Raw genomic sequence first — 22,041 nt, 5'->3', positions numbered from 1 at the left:
CATGCAGTTCGGGCGCACCTACGAGGAGTTCGAGGTCGGGGCGACGTACAAGCACTGGCCGGGCAAGACGGTCACGGAGTACGACGACCACCTGTTCTGTCTCCTCACCATGAACCACCACCCGCTCCACATGGACACCAACTACGCCGAAAAGACAACGGACTTCGGCAAGAACGTGGTGGTCGGGAACTACATCTACTCCCTCCTGCTCGGCATGTCCGTCCCGGACGTCTCCGGCAAGGCGATCGCCAACCTGGAGATCGAGTCGCTCAAGCACGTGGCGCCGACCTTCCACGGCGACACGATCTACGGCGAGACGACCGTCCTCGACAAGTGGCCGTCGAAGTCGAAGAACGACCGCGGCATCGTCCACGTCGAGACCAAGGGCTACAAGCAGGACGGCACCCTGGTGTGCGTGTTCCGCCGCAAGGTGATGGTGCCGACCGAGACGTACATCAAGGAGCGCGGCGGCGAGCAGCCGGGCCGCCCGGAGCTGAAGGCGCAGGAGAAGTAATGGCCCGTCTCGCCCAGACCGCCGGTCTGAACGAAGTCCAGCAGGAGATCGTGTCGACCGTCCGCGACTTCGTGGACAAGGAGATCATCCCGGTCGCGACCGAGCTGGAACACCGCGACGAGTACCCGCAGCAGATCGTCGACGGCCTCAAGGAACTCGGCCTCTTCGGCCTGATGATCCCCGAGGAGTACGGCGGCCTGGGCGAGTCCCTGTTGACATACGCCCTGTGCGTCGAGGAGATCGCCCGCGGCTGGATGTCGGTCTCCGGCATCATCAACACGCACTTCATCGTGGCGTACATGCTCAAGCAGCACGGCACGCAGGAGCAGAAGGACCACTTCCTGCCGCGCATGGCGGCCGGCGACATCCGCGGCGCCTTCTCGATGTCGGAGCCGGGCCTGGGTTCCGACGTGTCGGCGATCACGTCGAAGGCGGTCAAGGACGGCGACGAGTACGTCCTCAGCGGCCAGAAGATGTGGCTGACGAACGGCGGCACGTCCTCGCTCGTGGCCGTTCTGGTCCGCAGTGACGAAGGCCACCCGGAGGGCACGGCCCCGCACAGGTCGATGACGACCTTCCTCGTCGAGAAGGAGCCGGGCTTCGGTGAGGTCCGCCCGGGCCTGACCATCCCCGGCAAGATCGAGAAGATGGGCTACAAGGGCGTCGACACCACCGAGCTGATCATGGACGGCCTGCGGATTCCGGCCGACCGTGTGCTCGGCGGCGTCACGGGCCGAGGTTTTTACCAAATGATGGACGGGGTCGAGGTCGGCCGCGTGAACGTGGCGGCGCGTGGCTGCGGCGTCGCTCAGCGTGCTTTCGAGCTCGGCGTCTCCTACGCCCAGCAGCGCCACACGTTCGGCAAGCCGATCGCCCAGCACCAGGCGATCCAGTTCAAGCTGGCGGAGATGGCCACCAAGGTCGAGGCCGCACATGCGATGATGGTGAACGCGGCACGTAAAAAGGACTCCGGGGAACGAAACGACCTTGAAGCAGGGATGGCGAAGTACCTCGCCTCCGAGTACTGCAAGGAGGTCGTCGAGGACGCCTTCCGGATCCACGGCGGCTACGGCTTCTCCAAGGAGTACGAGATCGAGCGCCTCTACCGTGAGGCCCCGATGCTGCTCATCGGCGAAGGTACCGCCGAGATCCAGAAAATGATCATCGGGCGACGGCTGCTCGAAGAGTATCGATTCCAGGGCTGATTGTCCGGATACGGGGTGTTTCCTTCGAGAAGAAGATCACACCCCGTAGGTACACTTCAGCCGCCGACTCGGCTTCCTGGCTTGCCCAGTTGTGGCCCGCGACCGGTACGATCCCCGGAAAAGCCGCCGTCCCCGAACAGTCAGCGCGGCATCATCCGCTACGAAGGTCATCCATGCCCCACAGCCAAACCTCTGCACCTCGCGACAGCCTGGTCGGCGGCGTACGCCTCGCGCGCGGAGCATCGCCGTGGCTTCTCCCGACTGTCGCCACCGCAGCACTCAGCCTGGCCCGCGCGCGCCGCTCCGGCGCCGCCAAGGCCATCGCCGTGCCCGCCACCGCGCTCGCGGCGGGCATGCTGTGGTTCTTCCGCGACCCCGAGCGTGAGATCGCCCCCGGACGAGTCATCTCGCCCGCTGACGGTGTGGTGCAGAGCATCATGCCGTGGAAGGACGGCCGCACCCGCGTCGCGATCTTCATGAGCCCGCTCAATGTCCACGTCAACCGCGCGCCCATGGCCGGCACGGTGACGTCGGTGGAGCACATCCCCGGTGGCTTCGTTCCCGCCTTCAACAAGGAGAGCGAGAACAACGAGCGCGTAGTCTGGCATTTCGACACCGAACTCGGCGACATCGAGATGATCCAGATCGCCGGCGCGGTGGCCCGCCGCATCGTCCCGTACATCCCGCGGGGGACGAAGGTCGAGCAGGGTGACCGGATCGGTCTGATCCGCTTCGGTTCGCGTGTCGACATCTACCTGCCCGAGGGCGTGGAGGTCGACGTCGAGGTCGGACAGAAGACCGTGGCTGGGGTGACTCGAATTGACCGTGATTGATCCTGAGACACAGGCGGGCTGGGTGCCCGAGGCGGAAGAGACGCACGAAGAAGAGGAGATGCCCCTCTCTCTGCGCCTGTCGATAGCCGACACCCTCACCCTCGGCAACGCCACGTGCGGCTTCATGGCGGTGTACTTCACCACCACCGGCATCCTGATCCCGCACCTCGTCGGCAGCCAGGAATCCGGCATGGCCCGCCACAGCGCGGCCACGGCGGTCATCCTCATGCTGTGCGCCGCGGTCTTCGACCTGTTCGACGGCCTGGTGGCGCGCAAGCTGCGCTCCTCCCCGATGGGCGCGGAGCTGGACAACCTCTCCGACCTGATCAGCTTCGGCCTGGCCCCGGCGTACTTCGTCCTCGTCTACGGCATGGTCGCGGACGACGCGCACCAGAGGATGGCGGCACTGGGCGCGATCGTGGTGCTGCTGGCCGTGGTGCTGAGACTGGCCCGCTTCTCGTGCGTGACGCTGAAGGACGGCATGTTCCAGGGCATGCCCTCGCCCTTCGGCGCGCTGACGGTCGTCTCGATCGTCCTGCTGGAGCTCCCCTTCGTGGCCACGCTCCTGGCGATCCTGGGCACGGCCTGGCTGATGGTGAGCCGGGTGGAATACCCGAAGCCGCAAGGCCGCCTGGCGGTGGCCATGCTGTCCTGGATCGTTCTCTCGATGGGCCTCCTGGCGGCCTGGGCCTTCGACGCCCCCAGCGGCAAGCTCCTCCTCCAGACGGGCTGCGCCCTGCAGCTGGTCATGGGCGCGGTGATCCCGCTGTTCGCCACGGCCCGCCGGGTGAACAACTTCCGCGACAACCGACGCGAGGCACGGGCCGCGCAGGTGCCGTAGAAGCGGCGGCTGGACAGAGCAAAAACGGAGGGCGCCGAACCTGATGGGTTCGGCGCCCTCCGTTTTGCGTGGTTCGGGTGGTGCGTTGCGTGAGGACGCGGCGCTGGAGGCCCGCCTCCCCGGGGTGCGGGTGCGGAGCCCCGCCGGGGTCTTGGGGCAGAGCCCCCGGGGGGCGCAGGGGGCGGGAGCCCCCAGGGGTGCAGGGGCGGGAGCCCCCAGGGGTGCAGGGGCGGGAGCCCCAGGGGTGCAGGGGCGGGAGCCCCCAGGGGTGCAGGGGGCGGAGCCCCCGCCGGGGTCTGGGGCGGAGCCCCAGGGGTGGGGTCAGCTCTCTGCCGACCGAGACGGGTGGGTGGGCGGGCAGACGAAGTCCCGCGCGATCCGCGAAGCGACCCGCTCCAGGATCGCCCCCGCCTCCGCCATGCAGGCCGCCACGTCCGGCTCGACCTCCGTCAGCGGGTACGCCCGCCGGATGCCGGCCCCCTCCAGCGCCTCCGGCGTGAGGGCCAGCCGCCCGCACACCGCGACGACCTCCTTCCCCGCCGTACGAGCCGCCGCGGCCACCCCCGCCGGCGCCTTGCCGTGCAGGGTCTGCTCGTCCAGCGAGCCCTCGCCGGTGATCACCAGCGACGCCCGTTCCAGCGCGGGCGCGAAGCCCAGCACGTCCAGCATCACCTCGATCCCGGGACGGAACCGCGCGCCGAGCAGCAGCGCGCCGAAACCGATCCCGCCCGCCGCACCGGCCCCCGGCGACTGCGCGTACCGCGCCGCCCCCGGACCGACGACCCCCGCCAGCACGTCCGCGAAATGCGCCAGCGCCGCGTCCAGCACCGCCACGTCCTCCGGCGAGGCACCCTTCTGCGGCCCGTACACCGCCGGCGCACCCTTCGGCCCGGTCAGCGGATTGTCCACGTCGCTCGCCAGCACCAGCTCGACGGACGCCAGTCGCGGATCCAGCCCGGACAGATCGGCCCGCGCGAGACCGGCCAGCCCACCTCCGCCCGGCGCCACCGGCTCCCCGTGCTCGTCCAGGAACCGCGCCCCCAGCGCGGCCAGCATCCCGGCCCCGCCGTCCGTCGTGGCGCTGCCGCCGACACCGAACACGATCGTCCGCGCACCCGCGTCCAGCGCGGCCCGCAGCAGCTGCCCGGAGCCGTACGTGGATGCCGTGAGCGGCGCGAAGACTCCGGCCGGCAGCCGCTGCAGCCCGCTCGCCTCCGCCATCTCCACCACCGCGGTGTCACCGCGCAGCGCGAACGCCGCGGTCACCTCCTCGCCCAGCGGCCCCGCGACCCGCACCTCGCGCCGCTCGAACCCGGCGGCGACGGCCGCGTCCACGGTGCCGTCGCCACCGTCGGCGACCGGCAGCGCCTCCACCTCGATCCCGGGCACGATCCGGCGCAGGCCGGCCGTCACCCGCTCCGCGACCTGCACGGCCGTCAGCGAACCCTTGAACTTGTCCGCGGCGATGAGCACCCGTCGGGTCTCGTCCACTCCAGCGTCCGTCACCTTGCGTCTCCTCGATCAGCAGGCCCTCGTACGTCCGGGCCAGTAGCGCCGCAGCGACCTTAACCGGAGCCCACCCCGGGCGTCATGCCCCGCCCAACCCCGCGGTTGGCCTGGTTGACCTGGCAGAACCAAACCCGGAACGACCGGCTCTCGGCCCGCGGAACCGGGGTAGGTGGAGGGCATGACCCCCTGGGACACCGACCCAGCACTCGCCGACCGCATTCTCGGGGGCTGGCTGGGCCGGATCGCCGGCAACATGCTCGGCAAGCCGGTCGAGCAGGGCGACCTGTGGACGCGCGACCGCATCGACCGCTACCTCCGGAAGGCCTCCGCCCTCCCGCTCACCGACTACCTCCCCGAGCCCGCCGACGAGAACGACGCCGTCGAGCTGCGCCCCGAGTGGCGCAGCTGCGTCCGCGGCCGCATCCAGGGCAGCTGCCGCGACGACGACGTCGACTACGCGATCCTCGGCCTGCACCTCCTGGAGACCCACGGCTTCGGCTTCAGCACCGAGCAGGTCGGCGACCTGTGGCTGCTCCGCCTGCCGTACCTGCAGACCTTCACGGCGGAAAGAGCCGCCTACCGCAATCTCGCGGGCGGCCTGAAGCCGCCCGTCACCGCGACGTACGACAACCCGTACCAGGAGTGGATCGGAGCCCTGATCCGCGCCGACATCTACGGCTGGACCTGCCCCGACGACCCACGCCGCGCCGCGGCCCTGGCCCGCCGGGACGCCGTACTGTCGCACACCGGCAACGGGGTGTACGGCGCGATGTGGGCGGCGGCGCTGATCTCGGCGGCGTTCACGGCCCCGACCGTACGGGCCGCCGTGGACACCGCGCTCACCGTGATCCCGGCGAGCAGCCGCCTGGCCCGCACCGTACGCCGGGTGGCCTCCCTCCACGAGACCCGCCTGAGCTGGGAGGACACACTCAGCACCATGGCCGAGGAGACCGCCCGGCTCGGCTGGATCCACACGATCCCGAACGCCGCCGTCCTGACCGCCGGCCTCCTGTACGGCGACGGCGACTTCACCCGGACGGTCGCCCTCACCGTCCGCGCCGGCCTGGACACCGACTCCAACGGCGCGACGGCGGGCTCGGTGGCCGGAGTCCTGACCGGTGCGGCGGCGATCCCGCCCCAGTGGAAGGACCCGCTGGAGGACACGGTCCGCAGCGCCGTGTTCGGCTTCGACGGCGTACGGATCACCGACCTCGCCGAACGCACCCTCCGCCTGGCGCAAGCGGAACACTGAACACTGATCGCCGGTGAGCCGCGGGCCCGGCCTGGCGCGGAGAGCGACCGCGCACACTGACTACCCTTCCTTGAATGACCACCACTCAGGACTTCGCCACGTACATCGCGGGCCTCCCCCGCGTCCTCGCCGGAGCCGCGGCCCTGTTCCGGGACGCCGAAGGGCAGGTGCTGCTCGTCGAGCCCAACTACCGTGAGGGATGGGCGCTTCCGGGCGGCACGATCGAGTCCGACGACGGGGAGACCCCGCGTCAGGGCGCGCGCCGCGAGACGGCCGAGGAGATCGGCCTCGACCGCGAACTCGGCCGCCTGCTCGCCGTGGACTGGGTGCACGGGACGGCACGGCCGCCCCTGGTGGCGTATCTGTACGACGGCGGCGTCCTCGGCGACGACGACTTCAAGGCGATCCGCCTCCAGGAGGAGGAACTGCTGTCCTGGCGCCTCGTACCGCGCGCAGACCTCCCCACCTACCTGCCCGACGCCCTGGGCCGCCGCGTCCAGGCCGCCCTGGACGTCCTGACCCAGGACACGGGAACGGCCGAGCTGGAGAACGGCCACCGGGTGGCCTGACGGGATGTCCCGGACGCCGACGGCACGCACCGGGCACGGTGATCCGCTCGGTCATGGGCCCCCGCATGGCAGCACAACCGCTGGTCGAGGGGTGCGCTCCGATATCCGTTCGCTCCGAGCAAGCAGGCGTCCTACGCTCGGCCCATGAACAGGCCTCTCGTCGCCATCCTCAGTGGCGCCGGCATCTCCACCGATTCCGGGATACCTGATTATCGCGGGCCGAACGGCCTGTGGCGCAAGGATCCCGAGGCCGAGAAGCTCGTGACGTACGAGTACTACATGGGTGATCCGGAGATCCGGCGGCGGTCGTGGCAGATGCGGCGCAAGAATCGGACGCTCAAGGCCCAGCCGAACGCCGCGCACCGGGCCGTGGCCGAGTTGGAGCAGTCCGGGGTGCCCGTGCGGGTGATCACGCAGAACGTGGACGGACTGCACCAGCTCGCCGGGATGCCCGCCCGCAAGGTGCTCGAACTGCACGGCAGCGCACGGCAGTTCGTGTGCACCCAATGCCATGCCCGCGGGCCGATGGAGGACGCGCTGGCGCGCGTCGAGGCCGGTGACGAGGATCCGCCGTGCCTGGAGTGCGGCGGCATCCTGAAGTCGGCGACCGTGATGTTCGGGCAGCGGCTCGACCCCGTCGTCCTCGGTGAGGCCGTCGCCATCACCAAGGCCTGCCAGGTCTTCATCGCCGTCGGCACCAGCCTTCAGGTCCAGCCCGCCGCCGGGCTCGCCGGTGTCGCCGCCGACAACGGCGCCCGCCTGATCATCGTCAACGCCGAGCCGACGCCGTACGACGAACTCGCCGACACAGTCGTACGGGAACCGATCGGCACCGCGCTGCCCGGAATCCTGCGCAGGATCAGCACTGAGGGCACCCTCTAGCCTCGACCCCGCTCGCGGAGCGTAAGCGGTCAGCGGTCAGCGGTCAGCTGCGGTAGCAGTAGGAATCCGAGGATGCGTCGCCGCCCTGGAGGCGCGTCTGGTGCACGCGCAAGTCGAGGAAGTCCGGGCCGTGCGGGAAGAATCGGCTGTCGACGGAGAGCCCTCCGTGCGTGGTGTCGGCGTCGAGTTTGACCATCCACGGGTCGATTCCCGCGGGAAAGAGCTGCGCGTCCCAGGCGGCGTACAGGGAGTTCGTCAGATACACACGCCGCCCGTCGCGGCTGACCTCGACCATCTGTGCTCCGCCGGTGAGCGGCATGTCCGGCTCGGCGGGGTGCGGCTGTGGGCCGACGACGCCGCCGACACGCACGGACGCGGTCTGCCTCGGATGGAACGGGTCGCTCACGTCGTACTGGAGCAGGTCGCCGGTTCCCCAAGCGGATACGTACAGCCACTGGTCGTCCACCGAGAGGTCGATGTCGGTGATGAAGGGGGGCACGGCGCCGAACGGCTGAAGCGCCGGGGGCAGGTCCTCCGTCCGCGCGGGCTCGGCAGGGATGGTGATCACCTTGCGGACCACGTAGTCCTCGCCCTCCCGGTTCCACAGCCACACAGACGCCGAGAGGTCCTCCACGTCGACCACGGTGCTAGCGAACCCCCACGTCGCCTCGGGGTCATGCGCGGGACGCAGTTCCAGCACCATCTGGTTCTCGTCCCCCAGATCGACGCGCTGCAGATGCCGGCCGGAGTCCAGCTCCCAGAAGTGCAGTGAGTGGCCGTATTGGCGACCCAACAGCAGTTCGGGTACGAGGCCGTCCTCGATCATCGAGGGGGTACCCCACTCGCTGGTCACAGCGATGTTCTGGCGCAGGTGCCACCAGACGTCGTAGGCGAGCCACTGTGGTCCGCGGTCGCTCTCCCAGGCGCGCAGCACTTCGAAACTCTCATGGTCCAGCAGCGCGATGCCGCCGGGCCCGTCCGCGCCGTCCGCGCCGCCCAGGCAGGACAGGAACATTCCGTCGGGGCCGCAGTGGAGTGTGTGGGGACGCGAATATCCGGCCTTGGCGGCCAACTCCTCGGCCTCGACCACCTTGACCAGGCGGGGGCGGGCGGGATCGGGGCTGGTGTCGAGGACGTGCAGCCGGGAGGAGCGCAGTCCCGGGACGATGAGGTAGCGCCGAGCGGCGTGATGATGACCGGCGTGCGCCAGCGCGCTGGAGCAGGCGTTCCAGCCGAAGTGGTGCAGTTCGTTGCCCAGGTCGGGCAGCTCGGTCCGGGAGATCACACGGCCGTATGCGGGGGATTCGGGGTCGGTGTCGACGGTGAACAGCGCGTCCGCGCGCTGTGCGGTCGGGGAGAAACCGACGACGTAGGCGAGCTTCTCCGGGGGTGCGGCGACGGCGTCCGCCGGAGTGCGGTACAAGGTGGGGTCACTGTGGTCGCCGCGGTCGTGAGGCTGATCGGTCGTCGTCATCGCTGTTCCTTCTCCCGAACGGGAGCCAGGAATCTGGGGATTCCCTGGAGGCAGCCGGGCTCACCCGTTCAAGATCGATGTACAGATGCCGGACGTATACGCCGTAAAACCAGCGTTTCACAGCGCCGAAACAATGCCAACGCGGCGGCGCGGCGGCGCGGACCGCCTCAGTGTGGGGCGCGTCCGCGGCACGCCCGAGAGCGGCGGCGCCGAGCGCAACCGGGCCTTCCGGCCGCCGTGCCGGGGCTCGCTGGCGTCGCCGCCGGCCACGACGCGGTTGATCATCGCCAACGCCGAGCCGACGCCGTACGACCAACTGGCCGACGAGGTGATCAGAGAGCCGATCGGCACCGCGCTGCCGCACTGCTGCACCGGCTGAGCGCCGGAGGCGGCCACTGCGAGATCCCCTGCTGACGGGCCCCGGGTCCTAGTCCGTGGCGGCGGGTTCCGACAGGGCGTCCCGGCGCGTGCCGGGGGCGGTCGGCTGTCGTTCCTCGTGTCTGCCCAGCGCCGCGAGGGTCAGGGTCACGGTGACCGATGCGGCCGCCATCAGCGTCATCGCCGTGGCGGGGGAGGTCAGTTGGGCCATCGTGCCCGCCAGGGCCGCGCCGACGGCCTGCAGGGTGGACATGCCGACGAAGTGCAGGCCGAGGGCTTGGCCGGCGAGGTCGTCGGGGGTGAGGGACATCAGGCGCTCCTGCAGGACCAGGCTCGCCGCGAAACCGACGGAGGCGACCGCGGTGGCCACGGCCGACAGCGCCACTCCCGGCCGTAGGACGAAGAACAGGTACGGCGCCGCCAGCAGCAGGCGCAGCGGGACCGCGAGACGGGGGCGCACCGCGGGCGGTACCAGGCGGCCCACCGTCACGTCGCCCACGAACATGCCCACCGCCCCGCACGCGAACAGCGCCCCGGCCGCCCGTGGGTTGTAGGAGACGAAGAGCGAATCGCAGCCGACCACCAGGCCGTTGGGGACCCACAGGCCCAGGTACGTCAGGCGGCGGGGGCGCGAGGACCACAGAAGGGCGTTGGTGCGCCAGGTCGCCGAGACGGACGGGCGGCCGGAGGAGCGCGGCGGGCGGGCCGTGAGGCCCAGGCGGGTGACGAGGGTCGACAGCACGTACAGCGCCGCCGCCAGGAGCAGACACGTCCTCGGGGTCAGGAGCGTCAGCAGTGCGCCGCCCGTCGCGAAGCCGGCCACCTGCATCAGGCCCCAGAGCATGTTGAACACGGAACGGCCCAGGACATAGCCGTCTTTCGAGAGGATCTCGTTCATCAGTCCCGCGCGCACTCCTCCGCCCAGGGACGCGATCAGGCCTTGCGTCAGGACGACCGCGAAGACCGCGGCGACCGGCAGGGCGGGCAGCGCCAGCAGCGCCGTACCGGCCGCGAAGGCGAGGTCGAGGCCGGAGAGGATCGCGCGCGGGGGCAGGCGGTCGGCGCCCGAGAGCAGGAACGTGGCCCCCAGCAACTGCGCCAGCTGCGGGCCGAACATGCTCAGCGCCGTCAGCAGCGGGGAGCCGGTGGCCCGGAAGACCAGCGTGCCGAGGGCCAGGCTGCCGATCGTCTGGGCCGCGGCGTGGGCGGCGAAGGCGAGGAGGAACGGGGTGAACTCCGGGGTGCGGAACAGGGTTCGGTAGCTGCGCATGCATCGGAGTCTCGGAGCGGCCCGGGGGCCGTGGTTATTGTTTCGCCGACACGCGAAAGGCCGAAGGCCGGAAGGTGGAAGGTCATACGCATGGGCTTATGGCAGATCGACACCGACACCCTCGCCCGTAGTCGGTTCGTGCTCTCGCCGTTCGCCGAGACCTTCGCGAGCCTGAAGCTGCTGTACGCCGGGACCGGTACCCATCCGGGCGAGGAGGCCTGGCTGCGCGCGCACCTGCCCGGCTACCGCGCGCGCCTCGCGGCCGACCCGGTGACCGCGCTGCTCGTGCGGGCGGCGATCAGCACGTCCTGGATCGCCGACTTCTTCTGCCCCACCTCGTGCGTCGGGGAGAACTTCGAGGAGACGGTGGCCCGGGTGCGGGCGGCCGGGGCCGGAGAGGCGCGCGCCAACCTGCGCGTATCTATCCAGGGCCCGCTCCCCACCGCCCTGGAGCGGGACGACCTGCCCGAGCGGGGAGCCTCGCTCCTGACATACGTCTGGGAGGAGACCGTACGGCCGTACTGGCAGCGTCGGCGGCGCGTCCTGGAGGCCGACGTGGTCGCGCGGACGGCGCGGGTGAGCCAGGGCGGCTGGGCGGCGGTGCTGGACTCTCTGCAGCCTGGCACGCGGTGGCTCGGGGCGAGCCGGTTCCAGGTCAATCCGCACGCGTATCCGCCGCGGGAGATCGCCGCCGGGGCCGAGTTGCTGTTCATGCCGGTGACACCGAGGACCGGATGGGTGTCGTGGGAGGGACGGGAGCGGTACGCCGTCGTCTACCCGTGTCTCGGGGTGCTCGCCGAGGACCACGACCGTCGCCCCGTCCCGGCCGGACTCGGGGTGCTCATCGGGACCGCGCGGGCCGGAGTGCTGGTGCTGCTCGGGACTCCCCTGAGCACGACCCAGCTGGTCGCCGTGACCGGGCAGGGGCTCGGGTCGGTGGGCCGGCATCTGCGGGTGCTGCTGGACGCGGGGCTGGTGGAGCGGCGGCGGGCCGGGCGGTCGGTGCTGTACGTGCGGACGGCGGCCGGGGAGGTGCTCGTGGAGGCGTCGGGGGCCGGTACCGGAGAGCGGTACCGGTGAGCGGGAGCCGGAAGCGGTGATCCCCTGCCCAGGGCGTCCTTGTCACCGTACGCAGCGGAAACGGAGGGGCGGATTTCGTCGATCGGCCCGTCACCGCGACAATCACCGGGGCGCCTCTCCTCTCTCCCGGGACGGAGGCCGTCGACATGTGTGCACGAGCCGATCTCCCTCGGAGAGGGATGCAGCAGGAAGGAGGGCCGGCCATGACTGCGCATGCACGTGGTGAGGTCGAGAAGTTCATTCTGGGAGACAGGTTCTCCTGTCTGGCGGGCCGCTCCGCTTGGCGTCAGGGCGGCATCACGCACCGTCACTACACCCACATGGGCAGCGACGACTCGGCCCGGCTCATGGCTCAGGATCTCGAGGCGTACGTGCAGTCGGCGGACTGGGGCGCTCGGTCGTTCACCAGCTTCATCGCGACGTTCGAGGAACCTCGCGGCGTCGACGAGCTGGAGTTCGAGCGGCTGCTCTGGCAGCAGCTGCAGTTGCTGCACGAGTACGACACGGAGTCGCACCGCTGGGCCGAGGGCTACTCCTCCGACGCCCAGTCCGGAGAATTCGCGTTCAGCGTCGCGGGGCATCCGTTCTTCGTGATCGGGCTGCACGAGACCCATGTCCGGCTCGGCCGACGGCCTCCCTTTCCGATGCTGGCGTTCAACTCCCACCGGCAGTTCTCCCGCATCAAGGGTGCCGGGATGTGGGAGCGGCTGGTGGACAAGATACGTAAGCAGGACATCAAGCTTCAGGGTGACATCAACCCCAACCTGCACGAGTACGAGCAACTCTCCGAGGCCCGCCGCTACTCCGGCCGCCCGAAGCCCGCGGACTGGCAGTGCCCGTTCGCGGCGCGCGAGGCGGAGCGGGAACTGAGCGCCGCCAGAGGCTGAGCACGCAGCACGGGAGGCCCTGGCGGCTGTGCGCACGTTCCCTCGGCGTCAGCCGATGATGCGGCGCTTCTGGACCTCGAACTCCTCATCCGTCAGGACTCCTTGGGCTTTCAGTTCGCCCAACTGCTTGAGCTGCTCGATCTTTTGGCCCATGTCATCGGCCGCACCGGGCGGCGGTGCAGCGGGCGACGGTGCCGGCTGAGCGGGTGCCGCCGCCTGCATACCCGCCTGAGCTCGTTCTCTTTCCTGCATCTCTGCGTCCTGCTGCGCCCACCGGCCCGCCTGGCGCCGAGACACGCGGTTCGACACCGCGGTGGCAGTGCCGGAGATGACCGCGGTGCGGGCGACACCGCGAAGCAGTCCGGGCATGTCCACTCATCTCCCTCGGGTGTTCACCGCGCCGGAGGTGCGGCCTCGACGGCCTCCAAGGAGGCCAGCAGCGCCTGTACGGGAATGCGTCCGCTCGCGACCATGCGGGCGCCGCTGCGCCTCAGCTCGCGTGCCAGAGGCGCGGCCCAGGTGTTCTCGTAGACGAGGATCGCGGCGGAGTTGCCCGGTTCCAGCACGGCTCCGGCTTCGTCGATGTCCGCCTGGTCCATCAGACCGGAGGAGGCGCCCTCGAAGACGGACAGGTCGACCTCGTCCCCGAAGTCCGTCAGCTCCGCCATGGCCACCGATCCGTCCTCGTCCTTGCGGACGAAGAGGAGGTCGAGGACGCGGATGATGCCGCGGTCGACGAGGTCGACGAGCAGCGGGAGGCCCTCGCCTGTCATCCGGTTTCCGGGGAACTCGAGGACGAGATAGTCGACGGGGCCCATCTCTTCCAAGTCGTCACTCATGGTCACTCCTCACGGGCGGAGGGAGACCGGGACCCCGTCGGGGGCTGTCGGCAGGCGGCCGACGCGGCCCCATGCACACCGCCTCACGCTCCATTCCACCACCGTGGTGGACAGGGCGCACATCGGCTGTGGCGGCCGGGAGGCGGAGGGCGTGAGAAGCCCAACTACCGTGTGGACCGGGCGGTTACCGAGCGAGCTGGAACAGCGACGCCCCTCGCTCGAAGTCCAAGGGCCTCGGCGAGTTCGCCGTACGAGTGGGTCTCGCCGCAGGGAATGCGGCAGAGCCGTTCCCAGACGCTGCGCTGGAACGGGGTCCCGTGCAGGCGCAGTTCGAGGGAGAACTCCTTCAACTCGCCGGGGTGAGGAGGCCGTACCAGTCTCCGCGGTACACCTCACCCGGCGACCGTGTAGGACCGCGCTCCCGAGCCGGCGAGGCCGCCGCCCTCGACGATCAGGTACTCCTGGCGGATGGGGCGCCCGTCGAGCCAGCACTCCAGGATCTCCCGGGCGCCGGCCGCGTAGCGGGCCTGCGCCGAGAGGGTCGAGCCGGACACGTGGGGCGTCATCGCCTCGTGGGGCATGGTGCGCCACGGGTGGTCCTCCGGCGGCGGCTGCGGATACCAGACGTCACCGGCGTAACCCGCCAGTTGCCCGCTCTCGAGCGCCCGTACCACGGCGTCCCTGTCGACGATGAGCGCGCGTGCGGTGTTGACGATGTACGAACCACGCTTCATGGCGCCGATCAGTTCCTCGTCGAAGAGGTTCTGCGTCTGCGGATGCAGCGGAGTGTGGATCGACAGCACGTCGACCGCAGCGGCCAGCGACTGCGGGTCGGGGTGCCAGATCAGCCCCAACTCCTCCTCGACCTCCTCGGGCAGCCGGTGCACGTCGTGGTAGTGCAGGCGTACGTCGAACGGCTTGAGGCGGCGCAGTACCGCCTGGCCGATACGGCCCGCGCCGAGGACGCCGATGTCCATGCCCTCGATGTCGTACGAACGCGAGACGCTGTCCGCGATGTTCCAGCCCTTCTTGCTGGTCACCCACTCGTGGGCGGGCATGTAGTCGTGCACGAGGGTGAGGATCTGCATCACGGCGTGCTCGGCCACGCTGATGCTGTTGCTGTACGTCACCTCCGCCACGGTCATGTCGTGGGCGATGGCGCTCGGCAGGTCGACGTGGTCCGACCCGATCCCCGCGGTGATCGCGAGGCGGAGCCGGGGGGCCGCGTCGATCCGCTCGGCCGTCAGATAGGCGGGCCAGAAGGGCTGCGAGATCACCACGTCGGCATCGGCCAGTTCGCGGTCCAGGGTGGAGTCGGGGCCTTCCTTGTCGCTGGTCACGACAAAGGTGTCGCCTCGGCTCTCCAGGAAGTCGCGCAGTCCCAGGCCTCCCGAGACGCAGCCGAGGAGCTCGCCCGGGTTGAAGTCCACGGCTTGCGGGGTCGGCGCGGTCTGTCCGCCCGGATAGCCGGTGACGCGGGGAATATCGTCGCGGGCGTAATTCGGAGGGTAACCGCCCACGGGGTCGGGATAGAGCACCGCAAGAATCTTCGCCATGGCCGTCCTCCATCGGCGAGGTGGCTGATCCGCTGAACCGGAACGAACACCGATGATCTTGTAAGTTTAGTCGCGGATGCGTCGGCCCTGCAATCTCCGCAGATAATGCGACATGGGGGGCGCTGATATAGACGCGGAAGTGCAACAACGGAGGTACGACGCAGGTCGTAGGCGCTCAGAACAGTGACGTGCCCCGCTCGAAATTCAGCAGCCGCTGCTTGCGGTCCAGGCCGCCGCCGTATCCCGTGAGGCTGCCGTTGGCTCCGACCACGCGGTGGCACGGCACGATGATGCCGATCGGGTTCTTGCCGTTCGCCAGGCCCACGGCCCGCGAGGCGGCGGGGTTGCCGAGAGCCTCGGCGAGTTCGCCGTACGAGCGGGTCTCGCCGTAGGGGATGCGGCAGAGCTGTTCCCAGACGCTGCGCTGGAACGGGGTGCCGTACAGGCGCAGTTCGAGGGAGAACTCCTTCAACTCGCCCGCGAAGTAGGCCGCGAGCTGTTCTTCCGTCTCACCGAAGGGGGTGTCGTCGCGGTCACCGAAGGTCTCCTCGGGTGGGCGGTGGCGCTGCTCGGTCATGTAGAGGCCGCACAGGGCACCGTCGTCGGCGACGAGGGTGAGGGGACCGTACGGGCTCTCGATCACGGTGTGCTGCTTCATGGACGTTCCTGCCTTACACGGGAAGGAAGTTGATCGGGTGGCCGTCCGTCGCCCACAGGTACTGGACCGCGTACGCCCGCCAGGGGCGCCAGGCCGCCGCGCGTGCGGTGAGGGCGGCCGGTGTGGAAGGCAGGCCCAACTCCCGGGCCGCGCGGCGGATTCCGAGGTCGGTGGGGAGGAAGGCATCGGGGTCGCCGAGGGCGCGCATGGCGATGACGTCGACGCTCCAGGGGCCGAAGCCGGGCAGTGCGAGGAGACGGCTGCGGGCCTCCGCCCAGTCGCTCTCGACGCCCAGATGGAGGGAGCCGTCGGCGAGTTGGCGTACGAGCGTGGTGAAGGTGGTCCGGCGGGTGCGCGGCATCGCCAATGACTCCGGGTCGAGGTCCGCGAGTGCCTCCGGTGCCGGGAACAGGTGAGTGAGGCCGCCCTCGGGGTCGTCCACGGGCTTGCCGTGCGCGGTGACCAGCCGGGCGGCGTGGGTACGGGCGGCGGCCGTGGAGACCTGCTGGCCGAGTACGGCACGGACGGCGAACTCGGCCTCGTCGACCGTGCGCGGAACGCGTCGGCCCGGGGCCTTGTCGACCAGGGGTGCGAGCAGCGGATCCGTGCGCAGCTGGTCGTCGACGGCGACCGGGTCGGCGTCCAGGTCGAGCAGCCGGCGGCAGCGGCTGATGGCGACGGTCAGGTCGCGCAGGTCGCTGAGGGTGAGGCGGCAGGCGACGTGATCGGGCTGCGGGGTCAGCGCGACGATGCCATGGCCGTACGGCAGCCGCAACGTCCGCCGGTAGGCGCCGTCCCGCCACTCCTCCACGCCCGGTACGGCGGTCGCCGCCAGGTGGCCGAAGAGGTTGTCGGGGTTGAGCGGGGCGCGGAAGGGGAGCCGCAGGGACAGCGCTCCCGGAGTGCCGCCCGGGGCTCCCGCCGATCCCGCCGCTCCCGCTGGGGCGCTGCGCGGGGTGTCGCCCGGGCTTCTCCTCGGCGCCCGGGTGCGCAGTTCGCTCGGGCTCAGGGCGAACACCTCGCGCACGGTGTCGTTGAAGGTGCGGATCGAGGAGAAGCCGGCCGCGAAGGTGATCTCCGCCATGGGCAGCGCGGTCGTCTCGATGAGGAGCCGGGCGGTCTGGGCACGCTGGGCGCGGGCGAGCGCGAGGGGGCCCGCGCCCAGCTCGGCCAGCAGCTGGCGTTCGATCTGCCGGGTGCTGTAGCCGAGGCGGCCGGCGAGTCCGCCGACGCCCTCGCGGTCCACGACGCCGTCGGCGATCAGCCGCATGGCACGGGCCACCAGGTCGGCGCGCTGGTTCCACTCCGGGGAGCCGGGGCTGGCGTCGGGCCGGCAGCGCTTGCAGGCCCGGAACCCGGCCTGCTGGCACGCGGCCGCGCTCGGATGGAAGGTCATGTTCTCCGCCTTGGGCGGCACGACCGGACAGCTGGGCCGGCAGTAGATGCGCGTGGTCAGAACGGCCGTGAAGAACCATCCGTCGAACCGCGCGTCCTTGGACTGCACGGCACGCACACACCGCTCCCGGTCGAGGTGCATCCCTTTCTGCATGCGTCCAGCATCGGTGACGGCGGGAGCGGCCGCTGGCGGGAATCCGACACGTAGGTGGGGGGAGCGGCCCGCCGCGTGCGATGAGTACGCTGCGCCCATGGCGCAGCGAGCGGTCCGCCGGTCCGCAGGTCCACAGGTGTGGCCGCTGTACGCGGCCGGTTTCACGACCGCGTTCGGCGCGCACGGCGTCGCGGCGAGTCTGGGCGCACGCTCCGCGGACGCGGTCACCTCGCTCCTCGTCCTCGGCGGTCTGCTCGCGCTGTACGACGGCGCCGAGGTGGTGCTGAAGCCGGTGTTCGGCACGCTCGCCGACCGGGTCGGCGCGCGTCCGGTCCTGCTCGGCGGGCTGGTCGCCTTCGCCGCCGCGTCCGCGCTGTACGCCGTCGCGGGCAGCTCCGGCTGGCTGTGGGCCGCGCGTCTCGGCCAGGGCGCGGCAGCCTCCGCGTTCTCCCCCGCCGCCTCCGCCCTGGTGGCGCGGCTCAGCCCGCCCGTCGGGCACGGGCGGGCGTTCGGCCGTTACGGCTTCTGGAAATCCGTCGGCTACACGCTGGGTCCGCTGCTCGGCGGCGTGCTCGTCTGGGCCGGCGGGCTGCGACTGCTGTTCGCCGTGCTGGCGGTGACCGGCGCGGTGGTGGCGGGGTGGGCGCTGGCCGCCGTACCGCAGGTGCCCCCGCTCCCCCGTGCCCGGCAGACCCTGCTCGACCTGGCGCGGCGCCTGGCCGACCCGGTGTTTCTCGTACCGACGGGGGCGCTGGCGGGGGCCACCGCCGCGCTCTGCGTCGGCGTCGGTTTTCTGCCCGTCTCGGGGGCGGCGGCGGGGCTCGGCACGGTGGCGACCGGTGCGGCCGTGTCGGTGCTGGCGGCCTGTGCGGCCGTGGTCCAGCCGTATGCCGGGCGGGCGCTGGACGCGGGGCGTCTGACGGCCCGCGTCGGGCTGTCCTGCGGGCTCCTGGTCGCGGCGGCCGGGCTCGCGTGCGCGATGCTGTCGGGCCTGACCGGTGTCCTCCTCGCCGCCGCCCTGATCGGTGTCGGCACGGGCCTGATCACTCCCCTGGGCTTCGCGGCCCTGGCGTCCGCCACGCCCCGGGAGCGGCTGGGACAGACCATGGGCGCGGCGGAGCTGGGGCGCGAACTCGGCGATGCGGGCGGGCCGTTGCTGGTCGCGGGCGTGGCTTCGGCGGCGGCCCTGCCGTACGGCTACGCGGTGCTCGCGCTCCTCCTCGCGGCCGGGCCCGCGGTGGCGGCGGTGGCGACCACGGTGGCGTCGGCCCGGCGATCCACCACGTGAGCGGCCCCTGGCCTCTGCTCGCAGACCACCGTGGTCACTCGCCCCGCCAGATGTTGTCGAAGGCGGCCTCTTCGATGGCTCGGCGTTGCCGTGCGGCTTCCAGCTCCATCACCGCGTCGTTGACGGCGGCCAGCACGGTCACGACAGCCTCGTCGGCGAGCCCCGTGAGGTCTTCGGTCGATTCGTCGCGGATGCCGACGGCGACCGCGAGCCCGGCGAGGACGGGCTCGCCCGACGCCCAGCGCTCCGCCGCGTGGCGACGGTCCGGCGAGTCGGCCAGCGCCGTCGGGGCGGTCGGGGCCGTCCGCAGCGGGAACCAGCCGTGGCGTTTCCGGGTGACCTGGCCTTCCGCCTCCAGGGCGGCGAGGTAGGTCGCCGCCAGGCCACGGCCGCGACGCCACAGCCAGTCGTCGACGGTCTCGTACGGCTCCTGCCGGACGAACGACGACACGGCGTGGTCCAACAGGCGGTCACCGGTGGCCGGTTGGAGGTTGGGCAGGATGCGGTCGCCGTCCAGGGTGACGGCCTCGGCTTCGACGAGGTCCACCAGCTCGGCCCCGGCGAGGGCGAGCGAGAGGTCTCCCTGCTCGACGGGATGGTCGGGGGAAACGTCCAGGGTGGCGATCAAGAGGTCGCGCGGGGTGGTCATGTCGGGCTCCACGTCAGAGACGGCTGGGGCGCTGCCCGCAAGTGCGGGGTGTCGCACCGGCGAGACATGTCGCACCACCACCATGTGCCGCGGGAAGCCCGAGCGCAGCCCGGCGGCGAGCGGTCCGGCCGGCCACGAGGACCGGGACGGAGTCCGGGATCGGTACGTGGCGGCGCAATCCTGCGGGCGCGGCCGGGCCGCGCCCGCAGGAATCAATGCTGACTCGCTTTGCTCGTCGACCTACTCGTCCTGCTCGTCGACTTGATCAAACGACTTACTCGTCGACGCTCCAGAACGCGTAGCACTCGTACGCGGCGCCCGCCGTCCTGCTGGCCTTGGCCGTCTGTCCGGCGAAGCCGTAGGCCGAGGTGGAGGCGTTGGCGATCTTCGCGGTCGCGTGGTGCATCTTCGAGCCGTGGAAGTAGTACGAGAAGCAGCGCTTGCCGCCGGTCGTCAGCTCATAGCCGTACGTCCACGAACCGCCGCCGACATCCTTGGTGGTCTTCACCGAGGGCCTGGACGGGTCGACCTTGATGGCGACCACACCGCTCTTGGGCTGGGCGACGGCCGCGCCGGCCGACGTGGCGGGAGCGAGGACTCCCGCGGCCAGGGCCGCGGTCGCGGCGGCGAAAGTGAACGATTTACCGAGAAACTTCATGGTGTCGAATTCCCCCAACTGATCTGTTGCTGATCTGTTCTGAGCTGTTTGGTCGAACAGCAAGCAAGATCCTGGAAGGTTTGCGCTCACGAAGTAAAGACATCGTGGCGGTAATGGCTCAAAACCATTACCTGGGCTGACCGGATGACCGGATCCGGGCACGGCCGTCAGCGGCCTTGGCCAGCGGTCCCTGTCAGCCGACCTGCCGGGCGAACGCTCCGTACGCCGCCTCGTCGAAGAGGACGAACCGCACCTCTTCGACCGCGGTCGGAGTGTCGCGCACCGTCTCGACCGCGATGCGGGCCGCGTCCTCCATCGGCCACCCGTACACGCCACTGGAGATCGCCGGGAACGCCACCGTCCGGGCACCCAGCTCGTCGGCCACGCGGAGCGCCTCCCGGTAGCAGGACGCCAGCTGCGCCGAGCGGTCGTCGGCGGACGACCAGACCGGGCCGACCGTGTGGATCACCCAGTCGGCGTCCAGTTCGCCGGCCGTCGTGGCGACCGCCTGGCCGGTGGGCAGGCCCTTGCCGTAGCGCGAGTCGCGGAGCTTTTGGCAGTCCTCCAGGATCGCCGGGCCGCCGCGCCGGTGGATCGCGCCGTCCACACCTCCGCCACCGAGGAGGGAGGAGTTGGCCGCGTTGACGATCGCGTCGACCGACTGCCGGGTGATGTCCCCCTGGACGAGCGTGATGGTGGTCATGCCTGTCTCAGCCTCCTCCATACGGCCTTCGCCGCGTTGTGCCCCGACATGCCGTGCACGCCGGGGCCCGGCGGCGTGGCCGACGAGCAGATGAAGACCGCGGGATGCGGCGTGCCGTACGGGAACAGGGACAGCTTGGGGCGCAGCAGGGTCTGGAGCCCGGAGACCGCGCCGGTGCCGATGTCGCCGCCGACGTAGTTGGCGTTGCGTGCGGCGAGTTCGGGCGGGCCTGCCGTGGCGCGGGCGAGGACGCGGTCGCGGAATCCAGGGGCGAAGCGCTCCAGCTGGCGCTCCATGACGTCCGTGAAGTCGCCCGTCCAGCCGTTGGGAACGTGGGCGTACGCCCAGAAGACCTGCTTGCCCTCGGGGGCCCGGGTGGGGTCGGCGACGCTGGGCTGCACGGTGATGAGGAACGGCGGCTCGGGCGCCCGGCCCTTGCGGGACGCCGCGCGCAGGGCCGCGCCGATCTCCGCGCTGTCCGCGCCGATCTGGACGGTCCCGGCGATGCGCGCCTCCGGCGCCGTCCAGGGCACCGGGCCGTCGAGGGCGTAGTCGATCTTGAAGACACCGGGTCCGTAGCGGTAGTTCTCGTAGTAGTTGCCGAGGCCGGCGATGCGGGCCAGGGCGGTGGGCGAGGTGTCGAAGACGTACGCGCGCGCGGGCGGCAGGTCGTCCAGGCGCTTGACCTCGTAGTCGGTGTGCACGGTGCCGCCGAGGTCCTCGAGGTAGGCGGCGAGGGCGTCGGAGATCGACTGGGAGCCGCCGCGGGCCACGGGCCAGCCGCGGGCGTGCGCGGCGAGGGCGAAGACCAGGCCGATCGCGCTGGTGGCGATGCCGCTGAGCGGGGCCATGACATGGGCCACGAGGCCGGCGAAGAGCGTGCGGGCCCGGTCGTCATGGAAGCGGCGCATCAGCCAGGTGGACGGCTGCAGTCCGGTCAGACCGAACCGGGCGAGGGTGCCCGGGTCGCGGGGCAGCGCGGTGGCCGGCAGGGACATGAAGTCGCGGGCCAGGGTGTCCCAGTGCGCGAGGAACGGCTCGACGAGCCTGCGGTACGTCCCCGCGTCGCGCGGCCCGAACGACGCGGCCGTCTCGGCGACGGACCGGGCCAGCACGGCGGCCGTTCCGTCCGGGAACGGGTGCGCCATGGGCAGGTCGGCGTGCAGCCACTCCAGGCCGTACCGCTCCAGGGGCATCGCGCGGAACGCGGGCGAGTTGACGCCGAGGGGGTGGGCCGCGGAGCAGGGGTCGTGGCGGAAGCCGGGAAGGGTGAGCTCTTCGGTGCGGGCTCCCCCGCCCACCGTGTCGCGGGCTTCGAAGAGGGCGACGGAGAAGCCGCGGCGGGCCAGCTCCACGGCAGCGGTCAGTCCGTTCGGCCCTGCTCCCACCACGACCGCATCGAGCATCGACGGCACCTCAGGACTCCTTCGTCAGCCGATGGCCACTC

At 71.0% G+C, this 22,041-nt stretch carries 22 protein-coding genes and 2 pseudogenes; 11 read left to right on the top strand and 13 right to left on the bottom strand.

All coding sequences use genetic code 11. The annotated features are described in order from the left end of the window. Position 1 precedes the first annotated feature (1 nt). From ABZ910_RS01120 to pssA, 4 genes are all read left to right on the top strand, one after another. Positions 2 to 514 carry a MaoC family dehydratase gene (locus ABZ910_RS01120; RefSeq protein ID WP_307624278.1) on the top strand — a complete coding sequence of 171 codons (513 nt, stop codon included), beginning with the start codon at positions 2 to 4 and terminating at the stop codon, positions 512 to 514. Beyond that, on the top strand, positions 514 to 1,719 hold the full coding sequence (locus ABZ910_RS01115) for an acyl-CoA dehydrogenase family protein (RefSeq protein WP_361357202.1): 1,206 nt from the start codon (positions 514 to 516) through the stop codon (positions 1,717 to 1,719). Before ABZ910_RS01120 ends, ABZ910_RS01115 begins: the two co-directional genes overlap by 1 nt. A 173-nt stretch (positions 1,720 to 1,892) precedes the next feature. Beyond that, positions 1,893 to 2,552 carry a phosphatidylserine decarboxylase gene (locus ABZ910_RS01110; protein WP_361357200.1) on the top strand — a complete coding sequence of 220 codons (660 nt, stop codon included), beginning with the start codon at positions 1,893 to 1,895 and terminating at the stop codon, positions 2,550 to 2,552. Between the two features lie 22 nt (positions 2,553 to 2,574). Beyond that, positions 2,575 to 3,393: a CDP-diacylglycerol--serine O-phosphatidyltransferase gene (gene pssA / locus ABZ910_RS01105; protein ID WP_361358083.1), complete on the top strand. Its 819-nt coding sequence runs from the start codon at positions 2,575 to 2,577 to the stop codon at positions 3,391 to 3,393. 321 nt (positions 3,394 to 3,714) lie between these two features. Here the strand turns inward: pssA and ABZ910_RS01100 are convergent, their stop codons facing one another. Then, positions 3,715 to 4,884 (bottom strand): glycerate kinase, encoded by a 1,170-nt coding sequence (locus tag ABZ910_RS01100; RefSeq protein WP_361358080.1) that lies wholly within the window; start codon positions 4,882 to 4,884, stop codon positions 3,715 to 3,717. 196 nt (positions 4,885 to 5,080) lie between these two features. Between ABZ910_RS01100 and ABZ910_RS01095 the strand changes: the two genes are divergently transcribed. From ABZ910_RS01095 to ABZ910_RS01085, 3 genes are all read left to right on the top strand, one after another. Next, positions 5,081 to 6,154 carry an ADP-ribosylglycohydrolase family protein gene (locus ABZ910_RS01095; protein ID WP_361357197.1) on the top strand — a complete coding sequence of 358 codons (1,074 nt, stop codon included), beginning with the start codon at positions 5,081 to 5,083 and terminating at the stop codon, positions 6,152 to 6,154. A 74-nt stretch (positions 6,155 to 6,228) separates the two neighbouring features. Then, on the top strand, positions 6,229 to 6,723 hold the full coding sequence (locus ABZ910_RS01090) for an NUDIX hydrolase (protein ID WP_361357194.1): 495 nt from the start codon (positions 6,229 to 6,231) through the stop codon (positions 6,721 to 6,723). A 144-nt stretch (positions 6,724 to 6,867) separates the two neighbouring features. Beyond that, positions 6,868 to 7,605 carry a Sir2 family NAD-dependent protein deacetylase gene (locus ABZ910_RS01085; RefSeq protein ID WP_361357192.1) on the top strand — a complete coding sequence of 246 codons (738 nt, stop codon included), beginning with the start codon at positions 6,868 to 6,870 and terminating at the stop codon, positions 7,603 to 7,605. A gap of 43 nt (positions 7,606 to 7,648) precedes the next feature. Here the strand turns inward: ABZ910_RS01085 and ABZ910_RS01080 are convergent, their stop codons facing one another. After that, positions 7,649 to 9,079 (bottom strand): selenium-binding protein SBP56-related protein, encoded by a 1,431-nt coding sequence (locus ABZ910_RS01080; RefSeq protein ID WP_361357189.1) that lies wholly within the window; start codon positions 9,077 to 9,079, stop codon positions 7,649 to 7,651. A gap of 228 nt (positions 9,080 to 9,307) precedes the next feature. Here ABZ910_RS01080 and ABZ910_RS01075 point away from each other — a divergent pair. Further along, positions 9,308 to 9,458 (top strand): annotated as a pseudogene (locus tag ABZ910_RS01075) (NAD-dependent deacetylase); the annotation flags it as partial. 48 nt (positions 9,459 to 9,506) lie between these two features. On the opposite strand, the gene ABZ910_RS01070 reads toward ABZ910_RS01075, so the two are convergent. Beyond that, entirely contained in the window at positions 9,507 to 10,727 is a 1,221-nt protein-coding gene (locus ABZ910_RS01070; protein ID WP_361357186.1) for an MFS transporter, read from the bottom strand. Between the two features lie 90 nt (positions 10,728 to 10,817). Between ABZ910_RS01070 and ABZ910_RS01065 the strand changes: the two genes are divergently transcribed. Both ABZ910_RS01065 and gntA read left to right on the top strand, forming a co-directional pair. Continuing rightward, positions 10,818 to 11,807: a helix-turn-helix domain-containing protein gene (locus ABZ910_RS01065; RefSeq protein ID WP_361357183.1), complete on the top strand. Its 990-nt coding sequence runs from the start codon at positions 10,818 to 10,820 to the stop codon at positions 11,805 to 11,807. Positions 11,808 to 12,010: 203 nt separating this feature from the next. Next, on the top strand, positions 12,011 to 12,694 hold the full coding sequence (gene gntA / locus ABZ910_RS01060) for a guanitoxin biosynthesis heme-dependent pre-guanitoxin N-hydroxylase GntA (protein WP_361357180.1): 684 nt from the start codon (positions 12,011 to 12,013) through the stop codon (positions 12,692 to 12,694). 48 nt (positions 12,695 to 12,742) lie between these two features. On the opposite strand, the gene ABZ910_RS01055 is transcribed toward gntA, so the two are convergent. The 6 genes and pseudogenes from ABZ910_RS01055 to ABZ910_RS01030 form a co-directional block, all read right to left on the bottom strand. Next, positions 12,743 to 13,063 (bottom strand): SHOCT domain-containing protein, encoded by a 321-nt coding sequence (locus tag ABZ910_RS01055; protein WP_361357177.1) that lies wholly within the window; start codon positions 13,061 to 13,063, stop codon positions 12,743 to 12,745. 23 nt (positions 13,064 to 13,086) lie between these two features. Then, on the bottom strand, positions 13,087 to 13,533 hold the full coding sequence (locus tag ABZ910_RS01050; RefSeq protein ID WP_361357175.1) for a DUF6325 family protein: 447 nt from the start codon (positions 13,531 to 13,533) through the stop codon (positions 13,087 to 13,089). A 164-nt stretch (positions 13,534 to 13,697) separates the two neighbouring features. Beyond that, positions 13,698 to 13,889 (bottom strand): annotated as a pseudogene (locus ABZ910_RS01045) (MGMT family protein); the annotation flags it as partial. A 36-nt stretch (positions 13,890 to 13,925) separates the two neighbouring features. Then, positions 13,926 to 15,089, bottom strand: coding sequence for an NAD-dependent formate dehydrogenase (locus ABZ910_RS01040; protein WP_361357172.1), 1,164 nt, complete (start codon positions 15,087 to 15,089; stop codon positions 13,926 to 13,928). Positions 15,090 to 15,264: 175 nt separating this feature from the next. Further along, positions 15,265 to 15,747 (bottom strand): methylated-DNA--[protein]-cysteine S-methyltransferase, encoded by a 483-nt coding sequence (locus tag ABZ910_RS01035; RefSeq protein WP_361357169.1) that lies wholly within the window; start codon positions 15,745 to 15,747, stop codon positions 15,265 to 15,267. Between the two features lie 13 nt (positions 15,748 to 15,760). Then, complete coding sequence (locus tag ABZ910_RS01030) at positions 15,761 to 17,296, bottom strand: AlkA N-terminal domain-containing protein (protein WP_361357167.1); 1,536 nt, start codon at positions 17,294 to 17,296, stop codon at positions 15,761 to 15,763. Between the two features lie 97 nt (positions 17,297 to 17,393). Here ABZ910_RS01030 and ABZ910_RS01025 point away from each other — a divergent pair, with 97 nt between their 5' ends. Next, positions 17,394 to 18,584, top strand: coding sequence for an MFS transporter (locus ABZ910_RS01025; RefSeq protein WP_361357165.1), 1,191 nt, complete (start codon positions 17,394 to 17,396; stop codon positions 18,582 to 18,584). 34 nt (positions 18,585 to 18,618) lie between these two features. On the opposite strand, the gene ABZ910_RS01020 is transcribed toward ABZ910_RS01025, so the two are convergent. The 4 genes from ABZ910_RS01020 to ABZ910_RS01005 all read right to left on the bottom strand — a co-directional run bounded on the left by ABZ910_RS01020 (position 18,619) and on the right by ABZ910_RS01005 (position 22,000). Next, a complete protein-coding gene (locus ABZ910_RS01020; protein WP_361357162.1) occupies positions 18,619 to 19,233 on the bottom strand; it encodes a GPP34 family phosphoprotein in 615 nt (204 codons plus the stop codon). A 274-nt stretch (positions 19,234 to 19,507) separates the two neighbouring features. Next, entirely contained in the window at positions 19,508 to 19,891 is a 384-nt protein-coding gene (locus ABZ910_RS01015) for a lactococcin 972 family bacteriocin (protein WP_361357159.1), read from the bottom strand. 193 nt (positions 19,892 to 20,084) lie between these two features. Beyond that, a complete protein-coding gene (locus ABZ910_RS01010; protein WP_361357156.1) occupies positions 20,085 to 20,594 on the bottom strand; it encodes an O-acetyl-ADP-ribose deacetylase in 510 nt (169 codons plus the stop codon). Then, positions 20,591 to 22,000 (bottom strand): NAD(P)/FAD-dependent oxidoreductase, encoded by a 1,410-nt coding sequence (locus tag ABZ910_RS01005; protein WP_361358077.1) that lies wholly within the window; start codon positions 21,998 to 22,000, stop codon positions 20,591 to 20,593. The genes ABZ910_RS01010 and ABZ910_RS01005 overlap by 4 nt, the downstream gene beginning before the upstream one ends. Positions 22,001 to 22,041 lie beyond the last annotated feature (41 nt).

The sequence above is a fragment of the Streptomyces sp. NPDC046805 genome, from assembly GCF_040645355.1.
Taxonomy (GTDB): Bacteria; Actinomycetota; Actinomycetes; order Streptomycetales; family Streptomycetaceae; genus Streptomyces.
Note: the sequence above shows the minus strand (reverse complement) of the source record. Positions and strands in the feature narration are given on the sequence as shown.